Source organism: Mycobacterium sp. DHQP2018-32-09 (genome assembly GCF_058148405.1).
The window spans coordinates 1-18,111 of record NZ_JBYVYK010000022.1 but is presented as its reverse complement, the minus strand read 5'-3'; the positions used below and the strand labels follow the sequence as shown (position 1 = coordinate 18,111).

The following is an 18,111-nucleotide window of genomic DNA, read 5'->3' as shown; positions in this document are numbered from 1 at the left end:
ACGGGAAACAATTTTACTGGTGAACCAGTGATAAAGTTCTTCGATGCTCGTCGCCCCTCTGTCCGAACACCTCGGTCGTCGACGTCTCGCGCTGCGACATGCGGTCTCGCCCGTGGTCTGGCGCGATGCCCTGCGCGCCGACGTGCGCAAGGCGAGCTTCGCGGCACCGTTGCGCGTCGGGGCGGCGGTCGCCGCCGTGTTCGTCGTGGGCGGCCTGACCGGAGCGCACGACGTGGCGGGGTTCGCGGCACTCGGCGCGCTGGTGGCCGCGTTCTGTCGTCCCGATCCGTACCCGGTGCGTCGCGGTCGGCTCGCGGTACTGGCCGTCGCCATCACGGCGGCCGTCGGCATCGGTGCCACGTGTGGCGCCCTCGGCACCGGGGCGGCAGTCGACGTCGTCGTGGTGTCGGCACTCGCCGGCGCTGCCGCCTACCTGGTGTGGGCGCTGCACGTCGTCGGTCCTGGGGCCGTGGTGTTCGTCTTCGCGGCCGTCGGCGCCAGGGGTTTCGCCCACGACGCCGGCGACGTGGGCCGCCTCGTCGTGATCACGGCCGCCGGTGCGGCGATCGGGATGTTCGCCGCCCTGGCCCCCTGGGCGCTCGCGGCGGTGCGGCGTGGCCGCGATCGCGAGACCGCCGTCGTTGCGCGCGAGCCGCTCTGGCTCACCGTGGTGCGGGCGCCGCACGCCACGCTGCTGGCCCGCAGCGCGCGCATCGCCGTGGCAGGGGCGGCGGGGGCCGCCATCGCGTTCGCCCTCGGATTGCCGCATCCGATGTGGGCGGCCATGGGCGCGGTGGCCACCATGCAGGGAGTGGGTTACCACGTGACGATCCACCGCGGCGTGCAGCGGTTGCTGGGAAACGTCGCGGGAGCGCTGGTGGCCGCCGGTTTGCTGGCGTTGCCGCTGGGCTACTGGGGAGCCGTCGTCGCGATCGTCGTGCTCCAGACCGCCGCCGAGATCGCCTCGACGGTGAACTACGCCCTGACCTCGCTCGCCATCACGCCAATGGCCCTGCTGCTCACCGGCATCGGCTCGGGACTGGCGCCGGCCGTGGCCGTCGATCGGATTCTCGACACGGTCATCGGCGTCGTCGTGGGCATCGTGGTGGCCGCGGTCACGATGTCCGGTGCCGACGCCCACCACCTCCGGCGCGCGACGTCGGCTGACTAGACTCACCTGCCCGTGGCCTACCTTCTGCAGCTGGACTCGTCCGCCAACGTCGGCTCGTCGACGTCGCGTCGTCTGACCGACGAGTTCGCTCGGCGCTGGGTGGCCGCCCGCCCGGGCCGCGAGATCCGCCACCGCGATCTCCATGCCGCCCAGCTGCCGCACCTGCCCACCAACGCGCTGCACTTCGCCGCAGGGCTGCGACCGGCGGACGCGGTGGCGCCGTCGGCCGACGCGACCCGCCTCCAGGACGAGTTGCTGAGCGAACTGTCCGGCGCCGCCGGGGTGGTGATCGGTGCGCCGATGTACAACTTCAGCATGCCCTCGACGTTGAAGGCATGGCTGGACTACGTGCACGTGATCGGTGTCGATTCGCCTGCGGCAGAAGGCATTGCGCCACTGCGGGGCGTGCCGGTCGCCGTGGTGTCCGCGCGGGCCACGCCCACCGGTGCCGACGTCCGCGGCGACTTCGTGCTCGGCCCGTTCTACGCGATCCTGGGCGGCTTCATGAGCATGGCCGTTCAGGGCTTCGTCGTTCACACCGAACCGCCCGCCGCGCCGGGGGACTTCCACCGGCCCGAAGCCGAGGTGCGCGAGGAACTGCTCGCCTGCGCCGACGGCTGGGGATAGGGTCCCGGGCGGTCTACTGCTCCCGGGAGCCGATCAAGGCCTCGGAGATCACGCCCGTTGCCCTCTCGAGGGCGACGACGGCCCGAGTGACGAAGCCCTCGTCGACATGGGCCGTGGGCCCGGAGATGCCGATGGCCATGGGGGTGGGGGCGCCGGGCACCGCCATGGCGACCGAGCGGACACCGATCTCGAGTTCCTCGTCGTCGATCGCGTGACCGTCTACCCGCACCCGCTCGACGTTCGCGAAGACTGCCGAGAGGGTGGAGGCGCTGTTCTCGGTCGGTGCCGGAAGCCCGGACTGCGTGACCAATTTCAGGATCCGGGCGTCGTCCAACTCGCCCAGCACGGCCTTGCCCACACCGGACGTGTGCAGGCCGATGCGCTTGCCCACCTCGGTGCTCGTCCGGCCCGACTTGGCGGGTACGACCTGTGCGGTGTAGATCACCATGTCACCGTCGAGCACCGCGAGGCTCGCCGCTTCCGACAACTCGTCGACCAACGATTGCAGTACCGGTGCGGCGACGGCGCCCAACTGCCGGTTCGCCACTTCGCCCAGACGAATCAGCCTCGGCCCCAGGGCGTAGCGGCGGTTGGGCAGTTGGCGCACGTAGCCGATGCCGACCAGCGTCCGGAGCAAGCGATGAATCGTCGGCGGCGGCAGGGGCGACTCCGTGGAGAGTTCGGTGAGCGAGCACTCTCCGCCGGCACGGCCGATCAACTCCATCAACTCGAACGCGCGCTCCACCGACTGCACGCCGCCCGACTTCTCTGTCATGCGGTTCCACTCCCAGCCGTCGATCGTGGTTTCATCCAACATGCGCGGTGTTGATTCCGCAATACGGAATTTCGACCGGGTGCGGCGAAGTGCATGGTGGCCACTCGCCTTCGGGCTAAACTCCACGATGTGGAATTCTGATTCCACGCGTGGGTCCCGGAATGGACAGCCGGTGCAGACCCGACGACGGGAAGGGACACCGTGGCAAGACGCCTCGACGATGCGGTGCTGGCGGACGTCGATCGCCGGCTGACGGCCGCCGACGCGCGCCTCGAGAGCCGGTACCCCGGTGACGACGGCCGCAGGCAGCCGGTGCACACCGTCTACGTCCCGGGCAACCGGTACGCGGCGACGACGCCCGCCGACTGGGGATCGGCCGCTCTCGCCGCCGCGACGGACGCAGGCGGGCTCGACGCCGTCGCCTCGCTCGTCGGGGTGAGCAGCGGATCCGACTGCGCACCGGAGACACTCGCCGCTCTCGTCCACGACAAGTTGACCACCGAGCCCATCGAGGACCTCCGCATCGACTTCGAGGACGGCTACCGCACCTCGGACGGACCCTTCGACGACGCCACCGAGGACGCCGACGTCGCGCGGGTGGTCGGCGCATTGCGGGTCGCCCTCGACGCCGGCACCTCGACGCCGTTCGTCGGTACCCGCTTCAAGTGCTTCGAACCCGCCACGCGGGCGCGCGGGTTGCGCACGCTCGACATGTTCGTCAGCGGTCTCGTCGAGTCCGGCGGACTTCCCGATGGCCTCACCCTCACGCTGCCCAAGGTGACGTCAGTCGACCAGGTCGAGGCGATGGTCGCAGTGGCGGGCGCCCTCGAGCGCGCAAACGGCCTCACCGACGGTCGCATCCGCTTCGAGGTGCAGGTCGAGACGCCGCAGGCCATCCTCGGCGCCGACGGCCGTGCGCCCGTCGCGCAGTTCGTCCACGCCGGCCAGGGGCGCGTCAGCTCGCTGCACTACGGCACCTACGACTACTCGGCGTCACTCGGCATCGCGGCCGCCTACCAGTCGATGGAGCATCCGGCGGCCGACCACGCCAAGAACGTCATGCAGCTGGCGGTCGCAGGCACGGGCGTGCATCTGTCCGACGGTTCCACCAACGTCCTGCCCGTCGGCGACCGCGAGAACGTCGCGATGGCGTGGAAACTGCACGCGCGTCTGGTCCGTCGTCACCTGGAACGCGGCATCAACCAGGGCTGGGACATGCACCCCGCCCAGCTCGTCACCCGCTACCTGGCCACCTATGCGTTCTACCGTGACGCGTTCCGGCCTGCCGCGACGCGGCTGCGCAACTACGTCCACGGACTCGACTCGACGGTGATGGACGAACCCGCCACCGCGCGAGCCCTCGGCAACGTGATCCATCGCGGCCACGTGTGCGGCGCCCTCACCGTCGACGAGATCGAGACCGCCACCGATCTGCCCATGTCCACCGTTCGCGACATCGCGCTCGGCCGCACCCCGAGGAGCACCCCGTGACCCATCCAGCGACCCACCCAGTCACCCACCCAGTCACCGACCCGGTTGGCAATGCGCCGACCACTGCGTCGTACTACACGCCCCGCGGGGGCCTGCCCCCGCAGACCGCTCTGCTGACCGACCGCGCCACCGTCACCGAGGCCTACACGGTGATCCCGCGCGGTGTCCTCTCCGACATCGTCACCTCGGTGTTCCCGGAGTGGACCGACACGCGCGCCTGGATCGTCAACCGGCCCGTCGCCGGTGGTGCGACGACGTTCTTCCAGGCCATCGTCGAGGTCAAGCCGGGTGGTGGCGCGCGGCGACCCGAGCCGCAACCGGAGGTGGAGGGCTTCTTGTTCGTCACGTCCGGTGCGCTCACCGTCGACGCGGCAGGCCAGTCCCGCACGCTCGCCGAGGGCGGCTTCGCGTACCTTCCGGCGGGCACCGACTGGTCGGCCCGCAACGACGGTGACGCCGACGCGACGTTCGTGTGGATCCGCAAGCGCTACGAGGCGGTCGAGGGCCACCCGGTGTCGGTGAGGTTCGGCAACGAGCAGGACATCGAACCGTCCGCGATGCCGGGGACCGACGGCAGGTGGCGCACGACGCGCATGCTCGACCCCCAGGATCTCGGGTACGACATGCACGTCAACATCGTCACGTTCGAGCCCGGCGCGAGCATCCCGTTCGCCGAGACCCACGTCATGGAACACGGGTTGCTGATGCTCGAGGGCAAGGCCGTGTACCACCTCAACGGCGACTGGGTCGAGGTGCAGGAAGGCGACTTCCTCTCGCTGCGCGCTTTCTGCCCGCAGGCGTGCTACGCGGGCGGGCCGTCGAACTTCCGGTACCTGCTGTACAAGGACGTCAACCGCCAGATCATGCTCTGACCGGATTCGGTTGCGCTACAACCGAAACGGCCAGCCGGTGACCTTCTTCGCACGCGGGGTCGCGTAGGTCCGCACCTTGGACGTCGACAGGCCCATCCGGACCAGACCTTCGGCAATGGTGACCGCCGCGCGGACGCCGTCGACGATGGGGACGCCGGTCGCGGCCGACACCTTCGCCTCGAGTTCGGCCATGCCGCCGCAGCCCAGACAGATCACCTCGGCGTGATCGTGCTCGACGGCCTGCAGCGCCTCGCGCACGATGGCGTCGACCGCTCGTTCCGGATCCGACTCGAGTTCGAGCACACCGAGCCCGGACGCCCGCACCGACGCGCACCGCGCGTCGAGTCCTGCGAGCTTGAGCCGGTCCTCGATCAGGGGGACGGTGCGGTCGAGCGTGGTGACCACCGAGTACTGGTGGCCGAGGTACATCGCCGTCGACGCGGCCGCCTCGGTGATGTCGACCACCGGGACGTCGAGCAACTCCTGCAGGCCCTCCCGACCGTGCTCGCCGTAGCCGGCCTGGATCACGGCGTCGAACGGCTCGGGATAGGCCGTGACGGCGTCCATGACCGCGATGGCCGCGAGGTAGCTCTCGAAGTTCCCTTCGCACGAGTCCGCTCCGAATCGCGGTGTGATGCCGACGATCTCGGTGTCCGGTGACGCGACACCGCGCGCCGACTCGGCGATGGCCTCGGTCATCGAGACCGTGGTGTTGACGTTGGCTACGAGGATTCTCACGGCGGGTCCTAGTGCGTGCTCGACACGGCGATGGGCTCACCGGAGACGTCGTGGAACGGACCCCGGCGGTCTGCGACCACGAGGTACACGATCGCACCGAGACCGGCGCCGATGAACCAGGAGAACTCCGAGACCACCTTGAACGCGGGGACGAACGCCATCAGCAGCGCTGCTACCGCCGTGATGACGAGGGCGATGACGGCCCGCGTGTTCACGCCCTTCGCGTAGTGGTAGTCACCCGTAGTAGCGGCCGTGAACAGGGCCGGGACGTTGATCTGGGAACGACGCACCAGCCAGTAGTCGGCCATGATGATGCCGAACAGCGGCCCGAGGATGGCGCCGAGGCCGCCGAGGAAGTAGTTGATGACCGCGGGCGAGTTGTACAGGTTCCACGGCAGGATCACCAGACCGATGACGGCCGAGATGAGGGCCGCGCGGCGGAAGTTCAGATGCTTGGGGAACAGGTTGTTCAGCGCGTAGATGGGCGCGACGAAGTTCGCCATCATGTTCACGGCGACGGTCAGGATCAGCAGGGCCAGGGCGGCGAGCACCAGCAGCAGGGTGTTCGGCACCTCCTTGACGATGTCGGCGGGTGCCTCGATGACGCGGCCGTCGATGCGGAACTGCGCGCCGGCGAGGGTGATGACGATGCTGCCGAACACCAGCATGTTGAGCGGGATGCCCCAGAAGTTGCCCTTCACGATGGCCCGCTTCGAGGTGGCGTTGCGGGTGAAGTCGCAGAAGTTCAGGACGAACGTGCCGTAGATCGCCACCCACAGGCTGGCGCCGCCGACGATGTGGAGCCACATGTCGGCGCCGGTGAGCGAGTCGGGCGTCGTCCAGGCGATGGTCCAGTCGGCGTTGTTCAGCATCCAGATCGCGAGCGCGACCATCGTGACGAGGATGACCGGACCGGCGAACGCCTCGTACTTGCGGATCATCTCCATGCCGTAGCTGACGATGACGGCCTGGATCACCCACAGCGTGACGAACGAGATCCAGCCCAGCGTCGACAGCCCGAGGACGCTGTTCGAGTCGAGTGACTGCGCCGACGGGGCCAGGGCGATGATCAGGATGCGCAGCACGACGGACGCGAGATACGTCTGGATGCCGAACCACGCGATCGCGACCGCGCCGCGGATGAGGGCGGGGATCTGCGCTCCGCGGGTGCCGAACGAGATGCGGCTCATCACCGGGAAGGGGACACCGGTCTTCTCTCCCATGAATCCGGAGAGGTTGAGCAGCAGGAACAGGAACGCGCCACCGAGTCCGAGCGCCAGCAGGATCTGCCACCCGCCGAGACCGAGGGCGAACAGTCCGATGGCGAACGAGTAGTTGCCGAGGCTGTGCACGTCGTTCGCCCACAGGGTGAAGATGTTGTAGGCGCCCCACCGTCGGCCCTGGCGCTTGGTGGGCGCGAGGTCTGCGTTGTAGAGGTGGGGGCTGACGTCGGTGGCCGAGGGTGCATCGTGACGACTGGAGTCGCCGATGAGCCCGGTGGACTCTGTGCTCATGGATACGCCTGTCGCGGTCGGAGCGGCGACGTCCGGACGCCGCCGCAAAATTCCACTATGTGGAAGTTGTTTTCCACTGATTTGGTAAGTAACTCGCATCCGGACAATGCCTGTCAAGCCTTTCGTGCGATTGACTGTGTTACCACTCACATCTAAGGTTTTCCCAACAGATGGAGTTTTGTTTCCACGATGAGGAATTGTCCCGTGACCGTCGCCGCGACCATCCGCGTGACGACCCCCGTGACGATCCCCGTGACGATGGAGAGCTGCCGATGACCGCCGACGCCCCCGACACAGCGAGCCACGCCGACTTCGACCTGGTGGTTCGCGGCGAACGCACGCTGACCACGGCGGGGATCGTCGCCCGCGAGATCGGCATCCGCGACGGTCGTGTCGTCGCCATCGAACCGCTGGGAAGCGGCCTCACCGGTACCGAGACCATCGAACTCACCGCCGCGCAGGTCATGATCCCCGGCCTGGTCGACACCCACGTGCACGTCAACGAGCCGGGCCGCACCGAGTGGGAGGGGTTCGACTCCGCGACCCGCGCGGCGGCCGCGGGCGGGGTGACCACGCTGATCGACATGCCGCTCAACTCCATTCCTCCGACCGTCGACGTCGAGGCCCTCAAGGTGAAGCGTGCCGCCGCCGAGGGCAAGACGCACATCGACGTCGGATTCTGGGGCGGGGCCATCCCCGGCAACACCGACGACCTGCGCGGGCTGCACGACGACGGGGTGTTCGGCTTCAAGTGCTTCCTGCTGCACTCCGGTGTCGACGAGTTCCCGCACCTCGACGCCGACGAGATGGAGAAGGACATGGCCGTGCTGGCCGGCTTCGACTCCATGATGATCGTGCACGCCGAGGATTCCCGCGCCATCGACCGGGCGCCGTCGGCCGAGGGCAATCAGTACGAGCGCTTCCTGGCCTCGCGTCCGCGCGGCGCCGAGAACGTGGCGATCGCCGAGGTCATCGAGCGCGCGCGGTGGACCGGTGTGCGCGCCCACATCCTGCACCTGTCGTCGTCGGATGCGCTGCCCATGCTCGCCACCGCAAAGCGTGACGGCGTCCGGATCACCGTCGAGACCTGCCCGCACTACCTGACGCTGCTCGCCGAGGAGATCCCGAACGGCGCCACCGCGTTCAAGTGCTGCCCGCCGATCCGCGAGGCCTCCAACCGAGAACTGCTCTGGCAGGGGTTGCTCGACGGCACGATCGATTGCATCGTCTCCGACCACTCGCCGTCGACGGTCGACCTGAAGGACGTCGAGAACGGCGACTTCGGCATCGCCTGGGGCGGTGTCGCGTCCCTGCAACTCGGCCTGTCGCTGATCTGGACCGAGGCCAAGCGTCGCGGCATCGCGCTCACGCAGGTGATCGACTGGATGGCGGCCATGCCGGCCGCACTGGCCGGGCTCAACACCAAGGGCAAGATCGCGCTGGGGTACGACGCCGACTTCGCGATCTTCGAGCCGGAGTCGGCGCAGGTCGTCGACGTGCACAAGCTGCACCACAAGAACCCCATCAGCCCGTACGACGGACGCGCCCTCGCCGGCGTGGTGACCGGAACGTGGTTGCGCGGCAAGAAGATCGACTTCCAGACCCCCCACGGCCGGATGTTGCGCCGCGGCGGCGTGCAGCGCTGAGAGTTCAGGTCAGGAGCAACCCGACCCCGCTGTCGGCGAAGACGGCGCACACCTCGTCGACGAACGACCGCCGGTGGGGTCCGGGCGCCCGCAGCCGTCGTCGCGACGTCGCGCTGTGCTGCCACTCGAACGCGTACGGCTCGTCCTCCGGGGTGCCGAAGCCGCCGCGCAGGCAGTCGGCGAGTGCGTCGAGGTTGCGCCCGAAGTATCCGCCGGGACCATTCACGGCGCGGCCGATCTCGCGGTAGAAGTCGGCCTCCGACGTGATGCGTCGACCGTCGATGCGGAACACCCTGGGCTCGGCCGTCACCGTGGACTCGCATCCGTGATGACGCAGAACGAGTCGTAGTGATCACCGGTGTAGAAGTACTGCGGCGGGTCGGTGACCGGCGTGCCGCCGGTGACGATGCGGCGCGTCGACCGATCGGCGGCCCCGGGGGTCACCACGGTGTATTCGTGGTAGTAGCCCTTGGCGCGCTCGGGCAGGTGCCGTTCGCGGTTGCCGAACACCACGCCGTCGTTGCGCGGGAAGGGGAATGGCCCCCCGGCGTGGATGGCGGCGATGGTGTCGGCGACCTGGCTGGGCAGGGTGTGCAGCGGGCACGTCGGGACACCCGGGACGGACGAGGCCGCGGCGGACGAAGGACCGGGCGCGGGATCGGGTCCGACCGCGGTCGTTCGCAGCAGCGTGACGCCGCCGGCGACGGCGAGGAGCGCGACGAGTGCGAGGAGCCCGATCCGGAGCCGGCCCATGGCCGGGGTTACGGCGTCACGTCGAGGATCTTGATGGCGAAGACCAGCGAGTCACCCGGTCGGATGCCGGCACTCGGCTGGCCGTTGGGGTAGCCGTCGGCGGCGTCCATGGCGACCGCGACGGTGGAGCCGACGTGCTGGCCGGCGATGGCCTTCTGGAAGCCCGGGACCACGCCGTCGAGGGGGAACTGTGCGGGTTCGCCGCGCTGATAGCTGCTGTCGAACACCGAGCCGTCGCGGCCGTTGACGCCCATGTAGCAGACCGACACCGTGGCGGTGTCGCCGACGATGGGCCCGGTTCCGGGAGTCAAGGTGTGCACCTGGGTCTCGGTGACGCTGAAGGGGCCGGTCACGGTGACCTCGGGCGCTGCGGTGTCGGTGGAGCCGGTGACCGCGACGCTGCCGGTGGTCCCGGGCAAGGTCCATTGCGGGGTGCCACCCGCGGCGGGCGGCGTCGACGGGCACTGGGCGGCGGCGGGTGCCGCGGTGGCCGGTGCGGCGGCCGTCGACGACGTCGAGGCATCCGGGGACGGCGTACTGGCCGACGAGGTCCCGGTCTCGGACCCGCATGCCGACAGCGAGAGGACCAGGGCCGTGGCGCCGGTCGCGACCGCGACCATGGAGCGCGTGCGTGGGGTAACGATCACGGTCGCCACGCTACAACGCGCGCCCGGCGACCCGACAGCCGCTGGCGTCGGTGACGCGGTAGCGCAGGTGCGCGACCCCCGGTGCCTCGAGCACGCGGACGAGTTCGAGGCCGGGGCGACCTGCCTCGAATCCGTCGAACAACCGCTCCCCGGATCCGAGGAGCACCGGGTTGAGCTGAACGTCGATCTCGTCGACCAGGCCGGCCTGCAACGCCTGGCGCGCGCAGGACGCGCCGCCCGCGATCGAGATCGGGCGGTCACCGGCGGCGACCCGGGCGAGCGCGTGCGCCGCCTCGATGCCGTCGGTGACGAAGTGGAAGGTCGTACCGCCTGCCATCTCGAGGGATTCCCGAGGATGGTGGGTGAGCACGAACACGGGGCAGTGGTACGGGGGTTCCTCACCCCACCAACCCCGCCAGTCGCGGTCACCCCAGTCGCCCCGGACCGGGCCGAACATGTTCCGGCCCATGATCGTGGCGCCCATCCCGTCGAGCATGTCGGCCATCACACGCTGGTTCACCGGGTGATCGCGGTCGGCTCCGAGATGCCAGCGGTGCAGCAGTTCACCCCCGATCCCCAGCGGATGCTCCTCGCTCTGGTCGGGCCCGGCGACGTAGCCATCGGCGGATAGGGACATCGAGAGATGGGTGATGGGGCGGGGCATGCGGTCCTCCGTGGCGTGGCGTGGTCTCGAGGTGGTGGTCTCGAGATGGTGGTCTCGAGGTGTCGACCCTGCGGGAGGGCGGAAGTCATCGGCGCGAGGCGCCCGTCATGCCGTCGGGCGCCAACCGCCCAGGACGGCGGTGCGGTACCAGCCCACGCGCTGCCGCACCTGGACCCCGCGGACGTGTTGCGCGTCGACGCGGCTGTCGATGACGTGCTGGTCGTCGACGTAGATCACGACGTGCGACGCCGTGGTCGTGGAACCGTCCGGGTGCAGGTAGAGCAGGTCGCCGGGCTGGAACGGGCCCTCGGCGGGCAGGTTGGCTCCCATGGGCCCGGCAGACCCGGCGTACTGGTCGCCCACGTCGCCGTCGAAGTGGATTCCGAGCCCGTAGTCGTAGACCCAGGCCGTGAAGTTCGAGCAGTCCAGGCCCGGACCGGGCCCCCACGCCGACGGCTCCTGGGGCGCGTCGACGTCGCCATTGCGTTCGGGCTCGCCTGCGAACGTCGAGGTGGGCGGGTCCCATGCGGGCACGTGGTGGTGTCGGTACTCCAGGCCCAGGGGGTTTCCGGGCGTGTCGAGGTAGCGCATCGCCACGGCCAGGACGCGCTCCCGCTTCCACGTGGCGGCGTCGCAACCGGCATCGTGCGGGATGGCCGGTGGCGGAAGGGGTTTGGCGCGTGGGCCCCACCCGCCGTTGACGTAGCGCCCGGCGGCGTCGGTCTGGTACCACTGCGACGGGGGGTCGTCGCTCTGCGGCAGTGCGTCGCGGTCCCCGAAGTCGCCCGTCAACGAACCCCAGGTGCAGGTGAAGGCGTACGGTCCCGCGGCGGGCGGCGCGTCGGGTTCCGCGTGGGCAGGTGCGCCGAGCGCGAGGCACGCCAACGTCAGCACGACGGCCGACGTCCGCCACGGACGACCCATGTCAGGCTCCCGAGGATTCGACGTCATGGGGTATCGCGACGTCACTCCACGCGCTGCGGTGAAAGCGCAAGCGTCCCAACATCTCTGCGACGCTCTCGAAACGCAGCGCCGCGCTCGTGGGCAGCGCCAGATCCGTGACAGCCAGCACCGCCGGGTCGTCATCGGCGCGGTCGCGATAGTCCAGCAGCAGCGCCCGATCATGGTCGGCCTCCAGCGCCACCAACCTGTCGGCGTCCGGATGGCGCTGCGCCCAAGGAGTTTCGCCTGCGGGGAAGCGGATGCGGCTCGACAGCTCGGCGAGCGTCACCACGTACTCGAGCGGTACCGGAAAGCGCATCACCTCGTGCACGGCGCCGGCGTTCGCGACGAAACGTGACGCCACACCGCCGCCGTTCTTCTCTCGCCACAGCGCCACCAGCTCGTCCGGCAGGATCAGCCCCAGCCGCTCGCAGGTGGCTGCGACCAGGTCGTCGTCGGCGGTCGGCCGCGGGGCGGAGTCGTCGCGGCGATGGCCGGCGTTGCGGGCGAAGGGGTGGGCGTCGGCCCGGCCCCAGAACCGTCGTGCCCGCAGGTCGGCGGGTGCTTCGGCCAGCGGTCCACTGAGGTCGTCGACGTGCGGACCGTCGGGGGAGTCGTCGCGCTCGCGCCGCAGAGCGGCAAAGAACGCGTCGAAGTCGTCGAACGCCACGTCGACGGGATCCTCGCCGACGGGCTTGTCGAACTGGACGATCAGGACGCGGGGGTGGGCACCGCGCGAGTAGTCGAGCAGTGTCATGTCGCCGTAGCGGGCCTGCAGCACGACGAGCCGGTGGGCGTTTGCGGGCAGGTCGTCGGGGTCGTCGGTGAAGTCTGCGTAGTGCTCGGCGACGGTGCGCAGTCGGGCCGTGGGGACCAGCGACGAGTAGTCGATGGCGAAGGCGCCACGCCAATGGTCGTGGCGAGGACCGGGATCGGGTACCAGCGGGACGTACGTCCAGCCGACGTAGCCGCCGTCGTACACGCCGTACAGCCGTCGCAGGGTCGCCGGCAACCGCACGCCGAGCCGTTCCTCGGCGGCGGCGAGCATGTCCTCGCGGGCTGCCCGCGGCGGTTTGTCGACGGGGACCTCGTGGGCCTCCATGGCGCCTCGCGCGGCGTTGGTGCGCCAGTGCGCCGGCGCCAGGAAGAACGTGTCCACCGTCAGAGGAGTGGGGTCGACGTCGAGTTCGATCTCGCCCTCGACGGCATGGCCGCCGTCGTCGGTGGCCCGAGGGTGCGGAGGGGGCGCGCCGTGCGCACCGCGCTCGATGCGGATCACCGCGACGCCGAGCGCTCCGGCGACCGCGAGCAGCCCCGCCACGATCACGACGTCCGACGAGGATGCGGCGGCGATCGCGCGCGGTCCACCGGCCAGCCGGCCCATGCCGACGCCGAGCACGTAACAGATCGTGGCCACGACGGCCTGGATGGGCAGCGCCACCGCGATGGCGCCGGCGATCCGCCGCGCTCCGCCGATGCGCCAGGCCAGCCGCCACGCCTGCCACTTGCCCAGCGCGTAGAGCATGGTGAACACCGGTGTCACCAGCACGACGATCCACGGCGAACGATGCGCGAAACCCGCACCGACCATGGTGGCGACGACGCTCACCGCGGCCACCAGACGCAACCCGAGCGCCAGCCGCGACGTCATCGCGTTCTCCCGTCGTCGTGGCCAGCGAGCGCAGCCATGATCGCACGAGCGACGCGCCCACGAGGCGTCCACGCGGCGGAACCGCGCGGCTCACGCCGGCGTGGGCGTCTCCTCGCCGGGTGTCACGAGGATGGGAACCTGCAGCACGCGCAGGATGCGGGCGGCGGTCGAGCCGAGCATCAGCCGACGCGGCGGGGCGAGCCTGCTCGATCCGAGCATCAGGACGTCGCCGTCCTGCCACTGCAGGCCCTCCACGGCGGCCTCGACGGTGTCGCCCGTGGCGACCACGGCCGTGACGTCGACCCCGTCGGGCAGCGCGGCGGTCACCTCGTCGAGCGTCTGCCGTGCGTGCTGCTGGGCCGTGTCTGCAGCGCGGTCGTCGATCTGGTCGAGCGCCACCAGCGACACCAAGCGCAGCGGCGTGCGGGTGGCCGTGCTGACGCGCACCGCGGTGTCCAGGAGACGGCGGGCACCGGGCCGGTCGCCGACGGCGCACGTCACCGAGCGGATGCGTTGGGCGTCACCGTGCCGGGTGCCGCGTGGGGCGACGGCGACGGGAACCGGCGCCGTACGCAACAGCTCGTCGACGAGTGCGCCGAGGGCGAGGCTGCCCACCAGACCGCCGCCGGACCCGCCGACCACGAGCACCTCGGCGTCCAGCCGCTGCGCCTCGGCACACAGGGCGTCGGCGACCGACGCGTCCACCAGCACCTCACCGCGTGCGGTGACGTCGTCGGGGACCATGCGCAACGCCTCGTCGAGCCACGTCGCGCCCTGTTCGGCGAGCACTTCGTGGTAGCGATCGGGGGTCACGCGTTGGATGGCGACGTCGTCGGGTGCCAGTACCAACCGCACCTCCACGTCCGCAGCGAGGGTGCGGGCCAGACGAACCGCCAGGGCCATGGCGTCCGCGCCGCCGGAGGTGGCGAGGTAGCCGACCACCAATCTCACCGGGGCTCACCGCTCTTGCCGTGCTCGACGTGGGGGACCGGAGTGCCCTCGGCCGCCAGCGTCTCCTCTTCGATCCGCATGGTCATGGGTTGGCGTAGCCCCTTGGTGACGTACACCAGCAGCGTCGCCCCGATGGCGAACCAGATGGCGCCGTACAGCAGGGCGTCCACGTGCAGGTTGAGCCACAGCACGGCCGTGAGGCTCATGCCGATGATGGGCAGCACGACGTTGGTGAGGATCTCCATGGGCGTGTGGCGCCGCTTCAGCCGCCCGGCGAAGTAGACCAGGACGGTCAGGTTGACCACCGTGAACGCGATCAGCGCACCGAAGTTGATCATCGCCGAGACGAATTCGAGCGTGAAGTTCACCGCCAGCAGCGACACCACCCCGACGATCAGCACGGCGTGCGTGGGCGTCAGGAACCGCGGGTGGATGTAGGACAGGAAGCGCGGAATGCGACCGGTGCCGTTGCGAGCCATCACGTAGATCATGCGAGACACGCTGGCGTGTGAGGACAGGCTCGAGGCGACCATGGCGGCCAGTGCCGCGGAGACGAACAGGATCTTGAAGAACTCGCCACCGACCTTGAGGGCGAGTTCGGGAAGCGTGTCGTCGGTGACCTCGAAGCCGTCCAGGGTGGGGAAGGCGGCCTGGCTGAACCAGGCGCCGATGAGGAACACCAGACCGCCGATGAGCAAGGCGAGCACGATGGCCTTCGGCACGGTGTTCGGCGACTTCGCCTCCTCGCTGTACATCGTGATGGCGTCGAAGCCGATGAACGAGAAGCACACCACCGTGGCGCCTGCGATCACCGCGCCGATCTCGACGCCGGAATGGTAGAGCGGTTGCAGGGCGAACACCGTTCCCGTCCCGAGCCCGTTGCGGATCTCGAGGTAGGCGAGCACGACGAACACGCCGATCAGCACGATCTGGAAGACCACGAGGACACCGTTGATGCTCGACGTGCCCTTGATGCTCCAGCAGTTCACGGCGGTGACCGCGGCCACGTAGACCACGACGAACACCCAGGAGGGCGCCTCGGGGAAGAACGACTCGAAGTAGATGCGGCCGATCACGGCGTTGACCATCGGCAGCAGCAGGTAGTCCAGCAGGGACGACCACCCGACCAGGAAGCCCACGTTGGGGTGGATGACCTCGGAGGCGTACGTGTACGCCGAGCCCGCCGAGGGGAACACCCGGGTCATCCGGCCGTAGCTCACCGCGGTGAACAGCATGGCGACCAGCGCCACCAGGTAGGCGAGCGGGACCACGCCGTTGGTCTCACCGGAGACGATGCCGAAGGTGTCGAACACCGTCATGGGCGTCATGTAGCCCAGACCCAGACCCACGATCGCCCACAACCCGAGGGAGCGCCCGAGGTGGGGCGAGGTGGAAGCAGAAGTTGGCTGCACGCGAGTCCTCTCAGCCGGTTCGTCCGTAATGCCTCAAGAAGTGTGCGCCGCGCCACTGGCGAGCACCGCACGCCAATTCGTCCATCTCGACGACGACTTTCCGCCGATTCGTACAATCCGTTGATGCGCGTCTCCGTGGCCTGGGTACTTACCCAAACGGGCCTGTCCCTGCGGCTGCGGGGTGGTGCCGCCGGTATCGGCCGCACCATGAACGTGGTGCTGACCACCGAACTCGCCGACCCGGCACGCTGGCTGTCGGGTCACGAGCTGGTGCTGACCACCGGGATCCGGCTACCGAAGACTTCCGCGGGCCGAGCGGCGTATCTGCGCAGCCTCGCCGACAGCGGTGTGGCCGGCGTCGGCTTCGCGACGGGACTGACCCACGCCGCGGTGCCCGACGACATGATCGCGGTCGCCGACGACATCGGCCTGCCGTTGATCGAGGTGCCGCTGGAAACCCCGTTCGTCGCCATCGTCAAGGCCGTCACCGCCCACATCGCCGAGGTCGAGTACGACGCGGTGCTGCGGGTGTCGCGCGCTCAGCCGCACCTGACGCGCGCGGTGATCACCGGCGGAGCCGACGCGGTTGCGCGTGAACTCGCACGCTCGCTGTCGGCCACCATCGTGGTGCTCGACGCCGCCGGCGACATCGTGACCTGCCATCCGCCTTGTTCGGACGTGACGCTGCTCGACGAGGTACGCGCGACCGTGTCCGCGGGTGCGGACGTGGGCGTCACGACGGTGACCACCGACGGGGTGGCGACCACCGTCGTGCATCAGCGCATCCGCATCGGTGCACGCTCGTACGGCGAGGTCGTCGTCCTCGGCGGAGGTCCGATCGGGCACGTCGACCAGATGCTCCTCGGGCATGCCAATGCCCTCCTGGCTCTGGAGTTCGACAAGCCCAGACGTCTCGATGCCGTTCGGCGCCAACTGAATTCCTCGGCGCTGGGGCTGCTGTTGCACGGCGGCGACGATCGCCGCGCCGCGAAGGCGATGGTGGCGCGGGCAGCGGACTCGCATCGCCGGATTCGCGCGGTCGTGGTCGATCGGGGTGCAGGTGGCGAGCTGACGACGTTGCACGCCGCCTGCGAGGACGCCGTCGAGCGGGCGGGATATCAGTGCTTCGTTCATTCCGACGTTCATTCCGACGTCCATTCCGACGTCCATGCCGACGACGCGCGGGTCGTCGTCGTGGTGCCCGGTGACGCGGGGCTCGACGTCGTGACCCAGCTGTTCGCCGACCTCGACGGCCCGACGCGGCGGTCGATTCGCGTCGGCGTCAGCAGGCCGCACGGTCTCGACGAGCTGGCGGCGGCCGTCCAGAGTGCTCAGCTCGCGGCCGAGACGGCCCGAAAAGGCGGCGCCCCAGTCGATCTCGCTGCCGAGGCCGGTCGAACCCTGTTGTCCCACGAGGCCAGTAGACGAGTGCTCACGGCCATGGCCGACAGCACCCTCGGACCGCTGGTGCAGTACGACCGGGACCACCACGGCGGGCTGGTCGACGCCTTGCGCGCCTTCCTGGAGGCCAACGGCCACTGGGAGACCGCGGCGGCGGCCTCCGGCGTGCACCGGCACACGCTGCGCAACCGCATCACCAGCGTGCGCCGGCTGCTCGGCTGCGACCTCGACGACGCTCGGGTGCGTGCCGAGCTCCTCCTGGCACTGCTCGCCACGACGGGCCGCGGAGTGGTCGAGCCGTCGCGGCGGACCTCGAATACATAGAAAGCCCAACTAACACAACGACCTTGCGTAGGCATGCGGACTTGCTGGCGGAGACATGCCGTTTGCCTGTGAAGGTGCTGGCGGTCGATGCGCTGACCGTCGTCGATCCGCACAATCACTTCCCATGACTTCACCACGTTCCCTCTCGTTCCGGTTCAAGACGCTCGCCGCGGCCCTCGGCGCCGGCTCCGTCGTCACCATGGGCGTATTGGCGGCCGCCGGCGGTACCACCGCGGATGCGGGGACGACCCCGTACTCGCCTGCCGGCATGCAGGTGGGTGAGACCACCACGGTCACCTACACCGGCACGATCGTGCCGGTGAAGGCCGCACCGGCGGTGAAGGCGCCCCCCTACGGCAAGAAGTAACCGCGACGACGCGTCGACGATAATCGGCGGGTGATCGTCGCCCTGTCGGTTCTGGCCGCCGTCGAATTCGCCGCGCTGGTCGCGCTGGGCGTCGTGGTGATCGTGACGCGGCGCCGGCTGTCGCGGACGCGCCGCGAGCTCGCGCGGCGCCGCGCCGGCGGCACC

At 69.7% G+C, this 18,111-nt stretch carries 18 protein-coding genes; 7 read left to right on the top strand and 11 right to left on the bottom strand.

Annotation, left to right across the window (positions count from 1 at the left end; genetic code table 11):
* Positions 1 to 43 precede the first annotated feature (43 nt).
* Positions 44 to 1,171: an FUSC family protein gene (locus tag AC30CM_RS12755; RefSeq protein ID WP_490117245.1), complete on the top strand. Its 1,128-nt coding sequence runs from the start codon at positions 44 to 46 to the stop codon at positions 1,169 to 1,171.
* Positions 1,172 to 1,183: 12 nt separating this feature from the next.
* The gene (locus AC30CM_RS12750) at positions 1,184 to 1,798 is read left to right on the top strand and encodes an FMN-dependent NADH-azoreductase (RefSeq protein ID WP_490117244.1); all 615 of its coding nucleotides are present in this window, start codon (positions 1,184 to 1,186) and stop codon (positions 1,796 to 1,798) included.
* Between the two features lie 13 nt (positions 1,799 to 1,811).
* Here the strand turns inward: AC30CM_RS12750 and AC30CM_RS12745 are convergent, their stop codons facing one another.
* Positions 1,812 to 2,573, bottom strand: coding sequence for an IclR family transcriptional regulator (locus tag AC30CM_RS12745; RefSeq protein WP_490117243.1), 762 nt, complete (start codon positions 2,571 to 2,573; stop codon positions 1,812 to 1,814).
* A 201-nt stretch (positions 2,574 to 2,774) separates the two neighbouring features.
* On the opposite strand from AC30CM_RS12745, the gene AC30CM_RS12740 reads away from it, so the two are divergent.
* Positions 2,775 to 4,064 carry a DUF6986 family protein gene (locus AC30CM_RS12740; RefSeq protein WP_490117242.1) on the top strand — a complete coding sequence of 430 codons (1,290 nt, stop codon included), beginning with the start codon at positions 2,775 to 2,777 and terminating at the stop codon, positions 4,062 to 4,064.
* A complete protein-coding gene (locus AC30CM_RS12735) occupies positions 4,061 to 4,936 on the top strand; it encodes a bifunctional allantoicase/(S)-ureidoglycine aminohydrolase (RefSeq protein WP_490117241.1) in 876 nt (291 codons plus the stop codon). The genes AC30CM_RS12740 and AC30CM_RS12735 overlap by 4 nt, the downstream gene beginning before the upstream one ends.
* A 15-nt stretch (positions 4,937 to 4,951) precedes the next feature.
* Here AC30CM_RS12735 and AC30CM_RS12730 read toward each other — a convergent pair whose 3' ends face one another.
* Positions 4,952 to 5,674 (bottom strand): aspartate/glutamate racemase family protein, encoded by a 723-nt coding sequence (locus AC30CM_RS12730; RefSeq protein WP_490117240.1) that lies wholly within the window; start codon positions 5,672 to 5,674, stop codon positions 4,952 to 4,954.
* A gap of 8 nt (positions 5,675 to 5,682) precedes the next feature.
* Positions 5,683 to 7,188 (bottom strand): NCS1 family nucleobase:cation symporter-1, encoded by a 1,506-nt coding sequence (locus AC30CM_RS12725; protein WP_490117239.1) that lies wholly within the window; start codon positions 7,186 to 7,188, stop codon positions 5,683 to 5,685.
* Positions 7,189 to 7,460: 272 nt separating this feature from the next.
* Between AC30CM_RS12725 and allB the strand changes: the two genes are divergently transcribed.
* The gene (gene allB / locus AC30CM_RS12720; RefSeq protein WP_490117238.1) at positions 7,461 to 8,834 is read left to right on the top strand and encodes an allantoinase AllB; all 1,374 of its coding nucleotides are present in this window, start codon (positions 7,461 to 7,463) and stop codon (positions 8,832 to 8,834) included.
* Positions 8,835 to 8,838: 4 nt separating this feature from the next.
* Here the strand turns inward: allB and AC30CM_RS12715 are convergent, their stop codons facing one another.
* From AC30CM_RS12715 to AC30CM_RS12680, 8 genes are all read right to left on the bottom strand, one after another.
* Complete coding sequence (locus tag AC30CM_RS12715) at positions 8,839 to 9,126, bottom strand: barstar family protein (RefSeq protein WP_490117288.1); 288 nt, start codon at positions 9,124 to 9,126, stop codon at positions 8,839 to 8,841.
* A gap of 14 nt (positions 9,127 to 9,140) precedes the next feature.
* On the bottom strand, positions 9,141 to 9,587 hold the full coding sequence (locus AC30CM_RS12710; RefSeq protein WP_490117237.1) for a guanyl-specific ribonuclease: 447 nt from the start codon (positions 9,585 to 9,587) through the stop codon (positions 9,141 to 9,143).
* 8 nt (positions 9,588 to 9,595) lie between these two features.
* Positions 9,596 to 10,207: an FKBP-type peptidyl-prolyl cis-trans isomerase gene (locus AC30CM_RS12705; RefSeq protein WP_490117287.1), complete on the bottom strand. Its 612-nt coding sequence runs from the start codon at positions 10,205 to 10,207 to the stop codon at positions 9,596 to 9,598.
* A gap of 37 nt (positions 10,208 to 10,244) precedes the next feature.
* Entirely contained in the window at positions 10,245 to 10,898 is a 654-nt protein-coding gene (locus AC30CM_RS12700) for a dihydrofolate reductase family protein (protein ID WP_490117236.1), read from the bottom strand.
* Positions 10,899 to 11,003: 105 nt separating this feature from the next.
* Positions 11,004 to 11,822 (bottom strand): NlpC/P60 family protein, encoded by an 819-nt coding sequence (locus AC30CM_RS12695; protein WP_490117235.1) that lies wholly within the window; start codon positions 11,820 to 11,822, stop codon positions 11,004 to 11,006.
* A 1-nt stretch (position 11,823) separates the two neighbouring features.
* A complete protein-coding gene (locus tag AC30CM_RS12690) occupies positions 11,824 to 13,491 on the bottom strand; it encodes an SMI1/KNR4 family protein (protein ID WP_490117234.1) in 1,668 nt (555 codons plus the stop codon).
* Between the two features lie 90 nt (positions 13,492 to 13,581).
* Entirely contained in the window at positions 13,582 to 14,442 is an 861-nt protein-coding gene (locus tag AC30CM_RS12685; protein WP_490117233.1) for a universal stress protein, read from the bottom strand.
* On the bottom strand, positions 14,439 to 15,854 hold the full coding sequence (locus AC30CM_RS12680; RefSeq protein WP_490117232.1) for an APC family permease: 1,416 nt from the start codon (positions 15,852 to 15,854) through the stop codon (positions 14,439 to 14,441). The genes AC30CM_RS12685 and AC30CM_RS12680 overlap by 4 nt, the downstream gene beginning before the upstream one ends.
* Positions 15,855 to 15,977: 123 nt before the next feature.
* Between AC30CM_RS12680 and AC30CM_RS12675 the strand changes: the two genes are divergently transcribed.
* Together AC30CM_RS12675 and AC30CM_RS12670 are read left to right on the top strand one after the other, a co-directional pair.
* Positions 15,978 to 17,579 (top strand): PucR family transcriptional regulator, encoded by a 1,602-nt coding sequence (locus tag AC30CM_RS12675; protein WP_490117231.1) that lies wholly within the window; start codon positions 15,978 to 15,980, stop codon positions 17,577 to 17,579.
* A gap of 124 nt (positions 17,580 to 17,703) precedes the next feature.
* Positions 17,704 to 17,946, top strand: coding sequence for a hypothetical protein (locus AC30CM_RS12670; protein ID WP_490117230.1), 243 nt, complete (start codon positions 17,704 to 17,706; stop codon positions 17,944 to 17,946).
* The last annotated feature ends 165 nt before the right edge of the window (positions 17,947 to 18,111 follow it).

What these genes read in the sequence shown, in the direction of transcription:
- AC30CM_RS12755 (WP_490117245.1), top strand. Translation starts at nt 44, where the DNA reads ATGCTCGTCGCCCCTCTGTCCGAACACCTCGGTCGTCGACGTCTCGCG.
- AC30CM_RS12745 (WP_490117243.1), bottom strand. Translation starts at nt 2,573, where the DNA reads ATGACAGAGAAGTCGGGCGGCGTGCAGTCGGTGGAGCGCGCGTTCGAG.
- AC30CM_RS12725 (WP_490117239.1), bottom strand. Translation starts at nt 7,188, where the DNA reads ATGAGCACAGAGTCCACCGGGCTCATCGGCGACTCCAGTCGTCACGAT.
- allB (WP_490117238.1), top strand. Translation starts at nt 7,461, where the DNA reads ATGACCGCCGACGCCCCCGACACAGCGAGCCACGCCGACTTCGACCTG.
- AC30CM_RS12710 (WP_490117237.1), bottom strand. Translation starts at nt 9,587, where the DNA reads ATGGGCCGGCTCCGGATCGGGCTCCTCGCACTCGTCGCGCTCCTCGCC.
- AC30CM_RS12705 (WP_490117287.1), bottom strand. Translation starts at nt 10,207, where the DNA reads ATGGTCGCGGTCGCGACCGGCGCCACGGCCCTGGTCCTCTCGCTGTCG.
- AC30CM_RS12700 (WP_490117236.1), bottom strand. Translation starts at nt 10,898, where the DNA reads ATGCCCCGCCCCATCACCCATCTCTCGATGTCCCTATCCGCCGATGGC.
- AC30CM_RS12695 (WP_490117235.1), bottom strand. Translation starts at nt 11,822, where the DNA reads ATGGGTCGTCCGTGGCGGACGTCGGCCGTCGTGCTGACGTTGGCGTGC.
- AC30CM_RS12690 (WP_490117234.1), bottom strand. Translation starts at nt 13,491, where the DNA reads ATGACGTCGCGGCTGGCGCTCGGGTTGCGTCTGGTGGCCGCGGTGAGC.
- AC30CM_RS12675 (WP_490117231.1), top strand. Translation starts at nt 15,978, where the DNA reads ATGCGCGTCTCCGTGGCCTGGGTACTTACCCAAACGGGCCTGTCCCTG.
- AC30CM_RS12670 (WP_490117230.1), top strand. Translation starts at nt 17,704, where the DNA reads ATGACTTCACCACGTTCCCTCTCGTTCCGGTTCAAGACGCTCGCCGCG.